The organism is Streptomyces sp. SS7 (genome assembly GCF_037993025.1).
Classification (GTDB): domain Bacteria; phylum Actinomycetota; class Actinomycetes; order Streptomycetales; family Streptomycetaceae; genus Streptomyces.
The window spans coordinates 8,242,733-8,257,586 of sequence record NZ_CP141223.1; the positions used below are offsets into that span (position 1 = coordinate 8,242,733).

Annotated in this window: 13 protein-coding genes, 1 rRNA gene and 1 riboswitch; of the genes, 12 read left to right on the plus strand and 2 right to left on the minus strand. The window is 69.7% G+C overall.

Going from position 1 to position 14,854, the window contains the following annotated elements:
• The first annotated feature begins 10 nt into the window (after positions 1-10).
• The 11 genes from rrf (at position 11) to U5640_RS37910 (ending at position 10,327) form a co-directional block, all read left to right on the plus strand.
• A 5S ribosomal RNA gene (rrf, locus tag U5640_RS37860) occupies positions 11-127 on the plus strand.
• A gap of 110 nt (positions 128-237) precedes the next feature.
• Positions 238-846: a CDP-alcohol phosphatidyltransferase family protein gene (locus tag U5640_RS37865; protein WP_067256261.1), complete on the plus strand. Its 609-nt coding sequence runs from the start codon at positions 238-240 to the stop codon at positions 844-846.
• Between the two features lie 115 nt (positions 847-961).
• On the plus strand, positions 962-3,457 hold the full coding sequence (locus U5640_RS37870) for a mannose-1-phosphate guanyltransferase (RefSeq protein ID WP_067256259.1): 2,496 nt from the start codon (positions 962-964) through the stop codon (positions 3,455-3,457).
• Positions 3,458-3,555: 98 nt separating this feature from the next.
• A complete protein-coding gene (locus tag U5640_RS37875) occupies positions 3,556-4,461 on the plus strand; it encodes a DUF881 domain-containing protein (protein ID WP_340383346.1) in 906 nt (301 codons plus the stop codon).
• Positions 4,458-4,790, plus strand: coding sequence for a small basic family protein (locus tag U5640_RS37880; protein WP_003988855.1), 333 nt, complete (start codon positions 4,458-4,460; stop codon positions 4,788-4,790). The genes U5640_RS37875 and U5640_RS37880 overlap by 4 nt, the downstream gene beginning before the upstream one ends.
• A 5-nt stretch (positions 4,791-4,795) precedes the next feature.
• Positions 4,796-5,629: a DUF881 domain-containing protein gene (locus U5640_RS37885; RefSeq protein ID WP_340385571.1), complete on the plus strand. Its 834-nt coding sequence runs from the start codon at positions 4,796-4,798 to the stop codon at positions 5,627-5,629.
• A gap of 82 nt (positions 5,630-5,711) precedes the next feature.
• The gene (locus U5640_RS37890) at positions 5,712-6,596 is read left to right on the plus strand and encodes an FHA domain-containing protein (RefSeq protein ID WP_340385573.1); all 885 of its coding nucleotides are present in this window, start codon (positions 5,712-5,714) and stop codon (positions 6,594-6,596) included.
• A gap of 42 nt (positions 6,597-6,638) precedes the next feature.
• Positions 6,639-7,376, plus strand: coding sequence for a MerR family transcriptional regulator (locus U5640_RS37895; RefSeq protein ID WP_340383533.1), 738 nt, complete (start codon positions 6,639-6,641; stop codon positions 7,374-7,376).
• A gap of 84 nt (positions 7,377-7,460) precedes the next feature.
• Complete coding sequence (locus U5640_RS37900; RefSeq protein ID WP_055634823.1) at positions 7,461-7,934, plus strand: bifunctional nuclease family protein; 474 nt, start codon at positions 7,461-7,463, stop codon at positions 7,932-7,934.
• Between the two features lie 244 nt (positions 7,935-8,178).
• A complete protein-coding gene (locus U5640_RS37905; protein WP_340383536.1) occupies positions 8,179-8,865 on the plus strand; it encodes a MerR family transcriptional regulator in 687 nt (228 codons plus the stop codon).
• Between the two features lie 55 nt (positions 8,866-8,920).
• Positions 8,921-10,327, plus strand: coding sequence for a DNA polymerase IV (locus tag U5640_RS37910; protein ID WP_340383538.1), 1,407 nt, complete (start codon positions 8,921-8,923; stop codon positions 10,325-10,327).
• A 400-nt stretch (positions 10,328-10,727) separates the two neighbouring features.
• Here U5640_RS37910 and U5640_RS37915 read toward each other — a convergent pair whose 3' ends face one another.
• Positions 10,728-11,099 (minus strand): PRC-barrel domain-containing protein, encoded by a 372-nt coding sequence (locus U5640_RS37915; protein WP_340383540.1) that lies wholly within the window; start codon positions 11,097-11,099, stop codon positions 10,728-10,730.
• A 112-nt stretch (positions 11,100-11,211) separates the two neighbouring features.
• Positions 11,212-11,307: riboswitch (glycine riboswitch) on the plus strand.
• 184 nt (positions 11,308-11,491) lie between these two features.
• On the opposite strand from U5640_RS37915, the gene gcvP reads away from it, so the two are divergent.
• Positions 11,492-14,377 (plus strand): aminomethyl-transferring glycine dehydrogenase, encoded by a 2,886-nt coding sequence (gene gcvP / locus U5640_RS37920; protein WP_340383542.1) that lies wholly within the window; start codon positions 11,492-11,494, stop codon positions 14,375-14,377.
• 53 nt (positions 14,378-14,430) lie between these two features.
• Here gcvP and U5640_RS37925 read toward each other — a convergent pair whose 3' ends face one another.
• Positions 14,431-14,850 carry a TOBE domain-containing protein gene (locus tag U5640_RS37925; protein WP_340383544.1) on the minus strand — a complete coding sequence of 140 codons (420 nt, stop codon included), beginning with the start codon at positions 14,848-14,850 and terminating at the stop codon, positions 14,431-14,433.
• Positions 14,851-14,854: the final 4 nt, after the last annotated feature.

A 14,854-nucleotide genomic window follows, 5' to 3' on the forward strand; every position in this document is an offset into this window, starting at 1 on the left:
TTCATAGTGTTTCGGTGGTCATAGCGTGAGGGAAACGCCCGGTTACATTCCGAACCCGGAAGCTAAGCCTCACAGCGCCGATGGTACTGCAGGGGGGACCCTGTGGGAGAGTAGGACACCGCCGAACTCCTTTTAGAGCTCTGGCTCTTGGGCCCACCTGGCCCAGGAGCCAGAGCTTTTTTGCGTTGAGGTAGGGTCAGGGGGCATCGTTGGCACGTTTTCTATGGAGGCCCCCGGGTGGAGGTCCAGGAGACCCGCGTCCAGACAGACCGGGTCCTCACCATCCCGAACATCCTGAGCATGGCGCGTCTCCTCGGCGTGCCCCTCTTCCTGTGGCTGATCCTCAGGCCTGAGTTCGGGGGTCCCCAGAGCGACGGCTGGGCCCTCCTGGTGCTGGCTCTGAGCGGCATCAGCGACTACCTGGACGGGAAGCTCGCCCGGCGCTGGAACCAGGTCAGCAGCCTCGGCCGACTGCTCGATCCCGCCGCTGACCGGCTCTACATTCTTTCGACCCTGGTCGGCCTCACCTGGCGGGAGATTCTGCCCGTCTGGTTGACGGCTGTACTTCTTGCGAGGGAACTGGTCCTGCTGGTGATGGTGGGCATCCTCAGGCGCCACGGTTATCCGCCGCCGCAGGTGAACTACCTGGGCAAGGCGGCCACCTTCAACCTGATGTACGCCTTCCCGTTGCTCCTGCTCAGTGACGGAAGCGGGTGGCTGGCGTCACTCGCTGCTATTTTCGGATGGGCGTTCGCAGGGTGGGGTACAACGCTCTATTGGTGGGCAGGAGTCCTCTACGTGGTGCAGGTCCGCCGCCTCGTTCGTGCGGACGCCATGGCCGGCTGAGCCCGTCGTCGGGCGGGGGCAGTAGTGGCTCGATGGCCCGCTTCGGAAAAGTGCGGGACAATCTTGATGGGTGAAGTCGGCTAGACCGTCGTCTCTTTAGGAGGACGCTTCCGACATGAAGGCCGTCGTGATGGCCGGAGGCGAAGGCACACGCCTTCGCCCGATGACCTCGAGCATGCCCAAGCCGCTCCTGCCGGTGGCCAACCGGCCGATCATGGAGCACGTCCTGAGGCTGCTCAAAAGGCATGGGCTCAACGAGACCGTCGTCACCGTGCAGTTCCTGGCCTCATTGGTCAAGAACTACTTCGGTGACGGAGAAGAGCTCGGAATGGAGCTCAGCTATGCCAATGAGGAGAAGCCACTCGGAACCGCCGGAAGCGTCAAGAACGCGGAAGAGGCGTTGAAGGACGACGCCTTCCTCGTCATCTCCGGCGACGCTCTCACCGACTTCGACCTCACCGAGCTGATCAACTTCCACAAGGAAAAGGGCGCACTGGTCACCGTCTGTCTGACGCGTGTGCCCAATCCGCTGGAATTCGGCATCACCATCGTCGACGAAGAGGGCAAGGTCGAGCGTTTCCTCGAGAAACCGACCTGGGGCCAGGTCTTCTCGGACACGGTGAACACCGGTATCTACGTCATGGAACCCGAGGTCTTCGACTACGTCGAGGCCGACGTGCCCGTCGACTGGTCCGGTGACGTCTTCCCGCAGCTCATGAAGGAGGGCAAACCGATCTACGGCTTCATCGCCGAGGGCTACTGGGAGGACGTGGGCACCCACGAGAGCTATGTGAAGGCCCAGGCCGACGTGCTGGAGGGCAAGGTCGACGTCGAACTCGACGGCTTCGAGATCTCCCCCGGAGTCTGGGTGGCGGAAGGTGCCGAAGTGCACCCCGACGCCGAACTGCGCGGTCCGCTGTACATCGGCGACTACGCCAAGGTCGAGGCCGGCGCGGAAATCCGTGAGCACACCGTCGTCGGCTCGAACGTGGTGGTCAAGAGCGGCGCGTTCCTGCACAAGGCCGTCGTGCACGACAACGTGTACGTCGGGCAGCACAGCAATCTGCGTGGCTGTGTCGTCGGAAAGAACACCGACATCATGCGGGCCGCCCGCATCGAGGACGGTGCCGTCATCGGCGACGAATGCCTGATCGGTGAAGAATCGATCGTGCAGGGCAATGTACGGGTGTATCCGTTCAAGACCATCGAGGCCGGCGCGTTCGTCAACACCTCGGTGATCTGGGAGTCCCGGGGCCAGGCGCACCTGTTCGGCGCCCGCGGTGTGTCGGGCATCCTGAACGTCGAGATCACCCCGGAGCTGGCGGTGCGGCTGGCCGGCGCCTACGCCACGACCTTGAAGAAGGGCTCCACCGTCACCACGGCCCGCGACCACTCCCGGGGCGCCCGGGCGCTGAAGCGGGCGGTGATCTCCGCGTTGCAGGCCAGCGCCATCGACGTACGGGACCTCGAAAACGTACCGCTGCCCGTGGCGCGGCAGCAGACCGCGCGGGGGTCGGCCGGCGGGATCATGATCCGGACCTCGCCGGGGGTGCCGGACTCCGTGGACATCATGTTCTTCGACGGGCAGGGTGCCGATCTGTCCCAGGGCAGTCAGCGCAAGCTGGACCGGGTGTTCGCCCGGCAGGAGTACCGGCGGGCTTTCCCGGGCGAGATCGGGGACCTGCACTTCCCGGCCAGTGTGTTCGACTCGTACACCGGGTCGCTGCTGCGGAACGTGGACACGACCGGGATCTCGGAGTCCGGACTGAAGGTCGTGGTCGACGCGTCGAACGGCAGTGCGGGGCTGGTGCTGCCGAGTCTGCTCGGCAAGCTGGGCGTGGATTCGCTGACCATCAATCCCGGTCTGAACGAGGCCAGGCCGACGGAGACCGGTGATCAGCGGCGCTCGGGGCTCGTACGGCTCGGCGAGATCGTGGCCTCCTCGCGTGCTGCGTTCGGGGTGCGGTTCGACCCGGTGGGCGAGCGGCTGTCGCTCGTCGACGAGAAGGGCCGGATCATCGAGGACGACCGGGCCCTGCTGGTGCTGCTCGACCTGGTGGCCGCGGAGCGGCGCAGCGGGCGGGTGGCGCTGCCGGTGACCACGACACGGATCGCCGAGCAGGTGGCGGCGTACCACGGGACCCAGGTCGAGTGGACGACGACGTCGCCCGACGACCTGACCCGGGTCGGCCGGGACGAGACGACGATCTTCGGCGGGGACGGCAAGGGCGGTTTCATCGTCCCCGAGTTCAGCAGCGTCTTCGACGGTACGGCGGCTTTCGTGCGGCTGATCGGGCTGGTCGCGCGGACACAGCTCACGCTCAGCCAGATCGACGCGCGGATTCCGCGGGCGCACGTCCTGAAGCGGGATCTGGCGACTCCCTGGGCCGTCAAGGGGCTGGTGATGCGGCGGGTCGTCGAGGCGGCCGGAGACCGCTTCGTGGACACCACGGACGGCGTGCGGGTGGTCGAGACGGACGGGCGCTGGGTGATGGTGTTGCCCGACCCGGCCGAGGCCGTCACCCATCTGTGGGCGGAGGGGCCCGACGACGCCTCCGCGCAGGCCCTGCTCGACGAGTGGTCCTCGGTCGTGGACAGCGCCGGACGCTGATCCGCGCGGAACACGCGCGTGCCGGACAGGCCTCCGCGAAGGGGCCTGTCCGGTTCGGCGGTGGGGCCATTCGGAGGTAGTGGTCGCGACGTGCGACGATGTGCGGCATGCCGCAGCCGCCCCCCGTTCGGAGCACACCCGCGCGCGTGTCGCGTCCGGATGCCTCCATGTCGCTGCTCACCAACGTCATGGACCACAGCCTCGACGACGGGTACGCAGAGGCCGCCGCCCGCAAGGAGTCCGAGGGTGCCGGTGGTCTGCCGAAGACGCTGCGGGCGAAGCTCGGACTGGCGGGCGGGCTGGTGCTCGCGGCCCTCGTGGTGACCGTCGGGGCGGCCCAGGCGCGGATCTCGGCCCCGGTCGTCGCCAAGGAGCGCGAGGAACTGGTGGACCGCGTCGACGCCGAGACCAAGGCCGCCGACGAGCTGGAGCGGACCGTCGACCGGCTGCGCGACGACGTGAGCGCCCGGCAGCGCGAGGCGCTCAAGCACAGTGGTGGCGGCGGCCAGGCGGATCTGGTGAGTGTGCTGTCGGGGGCCGTGGAGGTGCACGGGCCCGGGATCAAGCTCGTCGTCAACGACGCCAAGGAAGCCAGCACGGGCGGTGGCGACGGACCGCGGGAGACCTCCGGGTTCTCCGACACCGGGCGCGTCCGTGACCGTGACATGCAGAAGGTGGTCAACGGACTGTGGGCGTCGGGAGCCGAGGCCGTCTCGATCAACGGACAACGGCTGACGGCGCTGTCGGCGATCAGGGCTGCGGGTGACGCGATACTGGTCGACAACAAGCCGCTGGTGCCGCCGTACACGGTGCTCGCGGTGGGGGACGGGAAAAACCTCAGCACCAGGTTCCAGAACAGCGCGGACGGCGTCTATCTGAGCGTGTTGCAGGAGGACTACGGCATCAGGACGGCCCTTTCCGTGAAGGACGACGTCCGGCTGCCCGCCGCACCGAGTGTGATCGTACGTACAGCTGAGCCGAGAACTGAGAAGGGCACATCGTGATCGCCGTACTGGGCCTCGTCGTGGGAGTCGTGGCCGGCCTGTTGGTCCGGCCCGAGGTTCCGGCGGTTGTCGAGCCTTATCTGCCGATCGCCGTCGTGGCGGCGCTGGACGCCGTGTTCGGCGGTCTGCGGGCCATGCTCGACGGGATCTTCGACGACAAGGTCTTCGTGGTGTCGTTCCTGTCGAACGTGGTGGTGGCCGCGCTGATCGTCTTCCTGGGGGACAAGTTGGGCGTGGGCGCCCAGCTGTCGACCGGTGTCGTGGTCGTCCTCGGCATCCGGATCTTCTCCAACGCCGCGGCGATCCGCCGGCACGTCTTCCGGGCGTGACGACGATGAGCAACCAGGACGAGGTGGCCGAGAACAGGCTGCGCAAGGAACTGCCGGAGGAGGTCCCGGCGCCCCCCGTGGCGGTCGAGGAGGACCGGGAGGTCGCCGAGCCGGTGCTGACCGGCCGGCAGCGGCTGGTGAAGGGGCTGTGGCCGCCGCGCGTCACCCGGGCCCAACTCATCGTCGCCCTGCTGCTGTTCGGGCTCGGCTTCGGTCTGGCCGTGCAGGTCGCCTCCAACAGCGACAGCGGGAACGCCCTGCGCGGCGCGCGCCAGGAGGATCTTGTGCGCATCCTCGATGAACTGGATGACCGCAGTCAGCGTCTTGAGGACGAGAAGCAGGGACTCGAGAAGCAGCGGGCGGAGCTGGAGAACAGCTCCGACCAGGCGGAGGAGGCCCGTAAGCAGACGGTGGAGAAGGAGAAGCAACTCGGCATCCTCGCGGGCACGGTGGCCGCGCAGGGGCCGGGCATCACGATGACGATCGAGGACACGAAGGGGACGGTCGAGGCGGACATGCTGCTCGACGCGATCCAGGAGCTGCGTGCCGCGGGCGCCGAGGCGATCCAGGTCGACGACGTGCGGGTGGTCGCCGGCACGTACCTGACGGATTCGGACAACAGCGTCAGTGTCGACGGGAACAAGATCAACGCCCCGTTTCGTTTCAAGGTCATCGGCAACCCGCAGGACCTGGAGCCGGCGCTGAACATCCCTGGAGGCGTGGTGCAGACTCTTGAGAAGGAGCAGGCCACGGTGACCGTCGAGCGGTCGGACAAGATCGTCGTGGACGCCTTGCGAGCGGCGAAGCAGCCTGACTACGCTCGGTCGTCGGCCCGGTGAACCGGGGGTGCATGGGGGCCGTCCGGCAGGGGCATGAGGTTGCGGGGGGTCGACGCACCGATCGGGTGGTGCGTGGTGGAAACTGTCTGGTGGATACGGACGTTGTGAAGGTGTCCGGGTCGGCCGGTGTATTCATTCAGGGTTCGTCCTGCCCCACGGGCGGGTCTGTTTCGGTCAAGGGGAATCGCCCGTGAAGTTGTTTGCGAAGTTGTTCGGCAAGAGCGCGCGAGAGGGCAGCGACAACGCGACTGCCCGGCATCGCGCACAGCCCGACGCAGAGGGCCAGCGGCCGCTGTTCCGGGACCAGGTGTCCGGTCCGGGGGGTGACATTTCCGGAGGTCAGGGCGCGGCGTCTGTTGACCCCGCACAGTCCGGCGGCATAGGTTTCGGCCAACCGTCAACCTCAAGTACGGGTGGAGGGTTTTCTCCCATGTCGGCCCTGGTGTGTACGAGGTGCGGTAACCGCAACGCGGAGAACAGCCGCTTCTGCTCCAACTGCGGCGCGCCGCTGCGTCCCGGTCTGACGCCGGAGCGTGCGTCGGAGACGACCTCCACCATCTCCATCTCCGGTCTCGAGGCCTACGACTCCGAGGCCACCGGGCAGACCCAGCTGCCGGCGCTCTCCCCGGAGGCGCAGGCCGCGGTCGACGCGCTGCCGTCGGGTTCCGCGCTGCTGGTCGTCCGTCGTGGCCCCAACTCGGGCAGCCGCTTCCTGCTGGACGGCGACCTGACGACGGCCGGGCGTCATCCGCAGAGCGACATCTTCCTGGACGACGTGACGGTCTCGCGGCGCCACGTGGAGTTCCGTCGCCACCCGGACGGCACCTTCAAGGTCGCGGACGTCGGCAGCCTGAACGGCACGTACGTCAACCGGGAGCGGATCGACGAGGTCCCGCTGTCGAACGGTGACGAGGTGCAGATCGGCAAGTACCGGCTGGTCTTCTACGCGAGCCAGCAGGGTTACTGACCCTCCCCCGGAGTCCATCCGGGGGGAACCAAGGGAAGGTCCATGCTTCAAACACCGAGGGGCGGTGCCGGATCCGGCACCGCCGCCGCGGACGCAGGTGCGATGAGCATCGGCACCGTACTGAACGCGCTGCGGGTCGAGTTTCCCGAGGTCACCATCTCCAAGATCCGTTTCCTGGAGGCGGAGGGGCTGATCGAGCCCCAGCGGACCCCGTCGGGGTACCGCAAGTTCAGCGCGCAGGACGTCGAGCGCCTGGGCCACGTACTGAGGATGCAGCGGGACCACTATCTGCCGCTCAAGGTGATCCGGGAGCATCTGGACGCCATGGAGCGGGGCGAGGCGGTCCCGTTGCCGACCGTGGGCCGGCAGCGGGACGGAGAAGCTTTTCCGGAGCCTGTGGAGGGGCCCACGGCGGCCCGGATCGGGCGGGCCGAGCTGCTCGCGGCCGCCGGGATCGACGAGGCGGCGCTGGTGGAGTGGGAGTCCTACGGGCTGCTCGTCCCGCTGGAGGACGGGGTCTATGACGCGGAGGCCGCCACCGTGGCCGCGCTCGTCGCCGAGCTGGGGCGGTTCGGGATCGAACCCCGGCACCTGCGGGTGATGAAGGCCGCCGCCGACCGTGAGGCGGGGCTGGTGGACCAGGTGGTCGCCCCGCTCAGACGGCACCGCAACCCGCAGACCAGGGCGCACGCCGAGGCCCGTACGAAGGAGCTGGCGGGGCTCACGGTCCGGTTGCACGCGGCGCTGGTGCAGACCGCTCTCGGCGTCCGGTTGCCCTGAGCCACCGGTTTCGCCCTGGGCGGATCGGTCACCCGTTCCCGGCCCGACTACCCAAACGTCCCGGGCACGGCCTAGGGTTGCTGTGTGAACGAGCTCGATGTCGTAGGTGTCCGGGTCGAAATGCCCTCCAACCAACCGATCGTGCTGCTGCGTGAAGTGGGAGGCGACCGTTACCTCCCCATCTGGATCGGACCGGGGGAGGCGACGGCGATCGCCTTCGCCCAGCAGGGCATGGCCCCCGCGCGACCGCTGACCCACGATCTCTTCAAGGACGTGTTGGAAGCCGTCGGCCAGGAGCTCACCGAGGTGCGCATCACGGATCTGCGCGAAGGCGTCTTCTACGCCGAGCTGGTGTTCGCCAGCGGCGTCGAGGTGAGTGCGCGCCCGTCCGACGCCATAGCGCTGGCGCTGCGCACCGGGACGCCGATCTTCGGCAGTGACACGGTGCTCGACGACGCGGGCATCGCCATTCCGGACGAGCAGGAGGACGAGGTGGAGAAGTTCCGCGAGTTCCTCGACCAGATCTCGCCCGAGGACTTCGGCACCAGCAACCAGTAGCCGGAGTGCGGCCTGCGGAGCCAGGAGGGCCGCAGGCCGGCCGCCCTGTTTCCGGCACGTGCCAGCGGCGCGTGTGAGCGTCCTACGGCTACTTCTCCAGGCATTCGGCTAGCCTTTCCCCGCGGTGGGGTGCGGGAAACCACTCTTAGGGTGATTATCACTCGGCGTGGCGAGTGTGGCGATCGTTGACGCACCCCTGGTGACTGCCTACCGTCGAGAAGGCAGGTCAAGGACGGAGGTCGGCGTGAGAAGCAGCGGCGACGGTGCGGTTGGGGGTGCCCCCGGACTCGGTGTCGGGGGAAGCGGTCCGTACCCTCCCCCGAGCTCTCGGCTACGCCCGGGCAGGGGATATCCCCACCAGGGCGGCGCGGCCGAGCACGCGGCTCCGCAGCGACCCGCGGCCGTGCCGAGCAGCGGAGGGGCGGCGTCCATGGCGTCCGAGCAGATCGGCTACCGCGGACCGACGGCCTGCGCGGCCGCCGGCATCACCTACCGGCAACTCGACTACTGGGCCCGCACCGGCCTCGTCGAGCCGAGCGTGCGGCCCGCGTACGGGTCGGGGACGCAGCGGCTCTACAGCTTCCGGGACGTCGTCGTCCTGAAGATCGTCAAGCGGTTCCTCGACACCGGGGTGTCGCTGCAGAACATCCGTACGGCCGTCCAGCATCTGCGGGAGCGCGGCTTCTGCGATCTGGAGCGGATGACCCTGATGAGCGACGGCGCGACGGTCTACGAGTGCACCTCGCCGGACGAGGTCCACGCACTGCTCCAGGGCGGTCAGGGCATCTTCGGGATCGCCGTCGGCGTGGTCTGGCGGGACGTGGAGGGCGCGCTGTCGCAGCTGCACGGCGAGCGGGTCGACACCGGGGAGACGCTCGTGGGGCCCAATCCGGCGGACGAGCTGGCGCGTCGGCGCAACCGGGCGGTCTGAGGCCTCCGCCCAAGGGGCGGCTGCGTTGTCAGTGGCGTGGTGCAGCATCGGAGATGTGAGAAACGCGCCCACGATCCTGCATCTCGACATGGATGCCTTCTACGCCCAGGCGGAGCAGGCGTCCAAACCGAGCCTGCGGGGGAAGGCCGTGATCGTGGGCGGTCTCGGCCCGCGCGGCGTGGTGGCCACCGCCTCCTACGAGGCCCGGGCCTTCGGAGTGCACTCGGCGATGCCCACGGCCCAGGCGCGCCGGCTGGCCCCGAACGCCGCCTACCTCGTCCCGCGCTTCGCCTTCTACCGTCGGATCAGCGACCAGGTCATGGGGCTGCTGCGGGCGGTGTCGCCGCTCGTGGAGCCGTTGAGCCTGGACGAGGCGTTCGTGGATTTGGAGGCCGGGGGAGCGGCCTGGGACGGCGAGTCGGCGCGGCTGGCCGGCATCCGGCTGCGGGCGGACATCCGGGCCGTCACGGGCCTCACGGGGTCGGTGGGCCTGGCCGCGTCGAAGATGCTCGCGAAGATCGCCTCCGAGCAGGCCAAGCCGGACGGGCTGGTGCTCATCGAGCCCGGGACCGAGCGGGCGCTGCTCGGGCCGATGCCGGTGCGGACGCTGCCCGGGGTCGGTCCGGCCACGGGGGACCACCTGCGTCGGGCCGGGATCACCACGGTCGACGAGCTGGCCGAGGCCGGTGAGGACGAGCTCGTGCGCCTCGTGGGCAAGGCGCACGGGCAGGGGCTGTACGCGATGGCGCTGGCGCGCGACGACCGGCCCGTGGTCGCGGAGCGGGAGGCGAAGTCGGTCTCGGTCGAGGACACCTACGACGTCGACATCCATGACCGGTTGCGGGTGGAGCTGGAGGTGAAGCGGCTGGCGGAGCGTTGTGTGCGCAGACTGCGGGGCTCCGGTCTGTCCGGGCGGACGATCGTGCTGAAGGTGCGCCGCTACGACTTCTCCACGCTCACCCGGTCCGAGACGCTCCGTGGCCCCACGGACGATCCGGCGGTGGTGCGGGAGGCCGCCGGGCGTCTGCTGGACTCCGTCGACACCACGGGTGGGGTGCGGCTGCTCGGGGTCGGTGTCAGTGGTCTGGCGGACTTCACCCAGGAGGACCTGTTCGCCCAGGCCGCCGGGGAGGAGCCGGGCGACGGGGCCGAGGAGGAGGATCCCGGCGAGACCGCCGTGCCGCAGGCCGTGCCGGCCGAGCACCGGTGGAGCCCCGGCTGCGACGTGGTCCACGCCGAGCTGGGGCCCGGCTGGGTGCAGGGGAGTGGGCTGGGCCGGGTCACCGTGCGCTTCGAGACCCCGGAGTCGGAGCCGGGGCGGGTACGGACGTTCCGGATGGACGATCCGGCTCTTGCGGCGGCGGAGCCGTTGCCACTGGTACGGCCGAGACCGGCCGAGGACGCCGGTACCCACCGGGACGGCGATCTCGGGGACGGCGAGGGCATCAGGACGGCGGGGTGAGCTGGGGCGGTGAGGGCCGCCTGGCTGATGGATGCCGCTGGGATGGCGAGGCTCACGGCGGTGCCCATAGGGATGACGGTGCCGGCCGGTAGGGCGGCCGTCACGCCGGGGATGGCGAGGACTGTGGAGGTAGTGGCGCTGGCGGGGACGGCTTGGAGGGCGGTGCCTCCCCGGCTGGGCGGTCCCAGCGGGATGTAGGGGCCACGGGGACGGCGGTACCCACCCCAACTGTCGGGCGCGTGGGGGCGGTGAGGCCCACCGGGAGGGTGGCTGGGTGCCGAGAGGCGGGGTGCACGGGCCGTTCCGTGCACCCGGGATGTCGGCGACCTCGTTGCGGGGATGTCGGCGACCGCCGGGACGGCGGTGGCTCTCGGAGGGGGAAGTGGGGCCGGCGGTCGGGTCAGGTTTCGTCTGTGCCTGCCAGGTGGCCGAAGTCGTGGTCCGGGAGGGGTGGGGGAGCGGCGACGTCCAGGCCGTAGTGGTGGTAGAGCTGGAGTTCCTGTTCCGGGGAGAGGTGCCGGCCGACGCCGAAGTCGGGTGCGTCCTTGATCAGGGCCCGGTCGAAGGGGACGTGGAGGGTGCCCTCGACCAGCTCGCTGGGTTCGAGGGGGACGAAGGCGTCCCGGGAGAACAGCCCGGTGCGTATCGCGGCCCACTCGGGCACACCGGTCGCGTCGTCGAGATAGACCTCGTCGACGGTGCCGATCTTGGTGCCGTTGCGGTCGAACGCCTTGCGGCCGATCAGGTTGCGCGGATCGATATCGGTCTGCACGGGCCCTCCACTTGGTCGCAACTCATCCGTAAGCACTACAAAAGAACACATTGGGACGAGCGGCCACTCGAGCCGTCCTCATGGACCTCGCTGGTAGTCTGGCAACGGCTGCTGACCCCGTGCGGGAGAGTCCTCCGGAGATCACCGGAGGCGCCGAAGGAGCAACTCCTCCCCGGAATCTCTCAGGCACACGTACCGCGCGGACGAGGTCACTCTGGAAAGCAGGACGGAAGTCGACGGCGTCGACGGCCTCCGTCCTCACCGACGGTGAAAGCCGGCTGCCCGGTGGCGGCCGGTGAAGCTCTCAGGTTGAGATGACAGAGGGGGAGGCCGTCCGGGCACCCGCGCCGTGGTGCCCCTCGAAGGTCGCGTCAGACCAGGAGGCCTCAGACATGACCGCCGATCGCATTCCGCTCACCCGGCTCGAACAGGGCATCCCCTTCGAGCAGCGTCACATAGGGCCCGACCAGGAGGCGCGGGCCAAGATGCTCGCGCACGTCGGCTACGGCTCGCTCGACGAGCTGACCGCCGCCGCCGTCCCGGACGTGATCAAGAACGCCGACGCGCTCGACCTGCCGGGCGCGCGCACCGAGGCCGAGGTCCTGGCCGAGCTGCGCTCGCTGGCCGACCGCAACCAGGTCCTCGGCTCCATGATCGGCCTCGGCTACTACGGCACCTTCACGCCGCCGGTGATCCTGCGCAACGTCATGGAGAACCCGGCCTGGTACACGGCCTACACGCCGTACCAGCCGGAGATCTCGCAGGGCCGGCTGGAGGCGCTGCTGAACTTCCAGACCATGGTCGCCGACCTCACCGGGCTGCCCACCTCCGGTGCCTCGCTGCTCGACGAGGGCACGGCCGCCGCCGAGGCGATGGCCCTGTCCCGGCGCATGGGGAAGAACAAGAAGGGCCTCTTCCTCGTCGACGCCGATGTGCTGCCCCAGACCATCGCCGTGCTGCAGACCCGTGCCGAGCCGACCGGCGTGGAGATCGTGGTCGCCGATCTCGCCGAGGGCATCCCCGCCGAGATCGCCGGACGTGAGATCAACGGCGTGCTGCTCCAGTACCCGGGCGCCTCCGGAGCCGTACGCGACATCAAGGCCGTCATCGACCAGGCGCACGGGCTCGGCGCGCTCGTCACCGTCGCCGCCGACCTGCTGGCCCTGACGCTGCTGAAGTCGCCCGGCGAGCTGGGCGCGGACATCGCCGTCGGGACGACCCAGCGGTTCGGTGTGCCGATGGGCTTCGGCGGACCGCACGCCGGATACATGGCGGTCCAGGAGAAGTTCGCCCGCAGCCTGCCCGGACGGCTCGTCGGGGTGTCCGTGGACGCGGACGGGCACAAGGCCTACCGGCTCGCGCTCCAGACACGGGAGCAGCACATCCGCCGGGAGAAGGCCACCAGCAACATCTGCACCGCCCAGGTGCTGCTCGCGGTCATGGCCGGCATGTACGCCGTCTACCACGGGCCCGACGGGCTGCGGACGATCGCCGGGCGCACCCACCGCTACGCCGCGGTCCTCGCCGCGGGCCTCACGGCCGGCGGGGTCGAGGTCGTGCACGGCTCCTACTTCGACACACTGACCGTGCGCGTGCCGGGCAGGGCCGGCGGGATCGTCGCCGACGCCCGCGGGGGCGGGGTCAACCTGCGCCTCGTCGACGCGGACCACGTCTCGATCGCGTGCGACGAGACCACGACGCGGGCCCAGCTGGCCGCCGTATGGGCCGCTTTCGGTGTGGACGGGGACGTCGAGGCGCTCGACGCGGCCGCCGCGGACGCGCTGCCCGAGGGGCTGCTGCGCGCCGACGCGATCCTCACCCACCCCGTCTTCCACGAGCACCGCTCCGAGACCGCGATGCTGCGCTACCTGCGCCGGCTCGCCGACCGGGACTACGCGCTCGACCGGGGCATGATCCCGCTGGGCTCCTGCACCATGAAGCTCAACGCGACCACCGAGATGGAGCCGGTCACCTGGCCCGAGTTCGGGCAGCTGCACCCCTTCGCGCCCGCCGAGCAGGCCGAGGGCTACCTCACGCTCATCCGGGAGCTGGAGGACCGGCTCGCCGAGGTCACCGGGTACGACAAGGTGTCGCTCCAGCCCAACGCCGGATCGCAGGGCGAGCTGGCGGGGCTGCTCGCGGTGCGCGGTTACCACCGGGCGAACGGGGACGAGCAGCGGACGGTGTGTCTCATTCCGTCCTCCGCGCACGGCACCAACGCGGCGAGCGCCGTGATGGCCGGTATGAAGGTCGTGGTCGTGAAGACCGCGGAGGACGGCGAGATCGACGTCGAGGACCTGCGGGCGAAGATCGAACGGCACCGTGACGAGCTGGCCGTGCTGATGATCACCTACCCGTCGACGCACGGGGTGTTCGAGGAGCACGTCGCCGACATCTGCGCCCAGGTCCACGACGCGGGCGGACAGGTCTACGTCGACGGCGCCAACCTCAACGCGCTCGTCGGGCTGGCCAAGCCGGGCCACTTCGGCGGTGACGTCTCCCACCTGAACCTGCACAAGACCTTCTGCATCCCGCACGGCGGCGGCGGTCCCGGCGTCGGCCCCGTCGCCGTACGGTCGCATCTCGCGCCGTATCTGCCGAACCACCCGCTCCAGCCCGCCGCCGGGCCGGAGACGGGTGTCGGACCGATCTCGGCCGCGCCCTGGGGCTCCGCGGGCATCCTGCCGATCTCGTGGGCGTACGTGCGGCTCATGGGCGGCGAGGGGCTGAAGCGGGCCACCCAGGTGGCGGTGCTCAGCGCCAACTACATCGCCAAGCGGCTCGAGCCGCACTACCCGGTGCTGTACACCGGCCCGGGCGGGCTGGTCGCGCACGAGTGCATCATCGACCTGCGGCCGCTGACCAAGGCGACCGGGGTGAGCGTGGACGACGTGGCGAAGCGGCTGATCGACTACGGCTTCCACGCGCCGACCATGTCGTTCCCGGTGGCGGGGACGCTGATGATCGAGCCGACCGAGTCCGAGGACATCATCGAGCTGGACCGGTTCTGCGAGGCGATGATCGCCATCCGCGCGGAGATCGAGAAGGTGGGCTCCGGGGAGTGGCCGGCGGAGGACAACCCGCTGTCCCAGGCACCGCACACCGCCCGTGCGCTCGGCGGGGAGTGGGAGCACGCGTACACCCGTGAGGAGGCCGTCTTCCCGGCCGGGGTGTCCGTGGCCGACAAGTACTGGCCGCCGGTGCGCCGGATCGACCAGGCCTTCGGTGACCGGAACCTGGTCTGCTCGTGCCCGCCGCTGGACGCGTACGAGGACTGATCGGCAGGAGAGCGCAGGGCCCGTCCGGATGCCGGACGGGCCCTCGCCCGTTCTCAGGCCGTCGCCAGGGACACCTCGGTTGCCTTGATCAGGGCGATGACGTCGGAGCCCACGAAGAGCCCGAGGTCGACGGCCGCGTCCTTGGTGATCGCCGCGGTGAGCGCCCCGCCGGCCACGGAGACCTTCACGACGGCCATGACCGTGCCGGTCGTCAGCCCGGTGATGGTGCCGGGGACCTGGTTGCGGATGGAAAGGCCCTCGACTCGGTGGCTGGCCAGGGAGACCTCCGTCGACTTCACCAGCGCGTGGACGGCGGTGCCGGGGGTGAGGCCGAGGTCCTGCACGGCCTCCAGGGTGATGGCCGCCGTGAGGTCCTGTCCGCCGTCCAGACGGACCTGGACGGTGGCCATGACCTCGCCGGGGTGGACGGCGGTGACGGTGCCGGGGAGCTGGTTGCGGATGCTCAGGGTCATGGGC

What these genes read in the sequence shown, in the direction of transcription:
- U5640_RS37895 (WP_340383533.1), top strand. Translation starts at nt 6,639, where the DNA reads ATGCTTCAAACACCGAGGGGCGGTGCCGGATCCGGCACCGCCGCCGCG.
- gcvP (WP_340383542.1), top strand. Translation starts at nt 11,492, where the DNA reads ATGACCGCCGATCGCATTCCGCTCACCCGGCTCGAACAGGGCATCCCC.
- U5640_RS37925 (WP_340383544.1), bottom strand. Translation starts at nt 14,850, where the DNA reads ATGACCCTGAGCATCCGCAACCAGCTCCCCGGCACCGTCACCGCCGTC.
- U5640_RS37875 (WP_340383346.1), top strand. Translation starts at nt 3,556, where the DNA reads ATGTGCGGCATGCCGCAGCCGCCCCCCGTTCGGAGCACACCCGCGCGC.
- U5640_RS37885 (WP_340385571.1), top strand. Translation starts at nt 4,796, where the DNA reads ATGAGCAACCAGGACGAGGTGGCCGAGAACAGGCTGCGCAAGGAACTG.
- U5640_RS37870 (WP_067256259.1), top strand. Translation starts at nt 962, where the DNA reads ATGAAGGCCGTCGTGATGGCCGGAGGCGAAGGCACACGCCTTCGCCCG.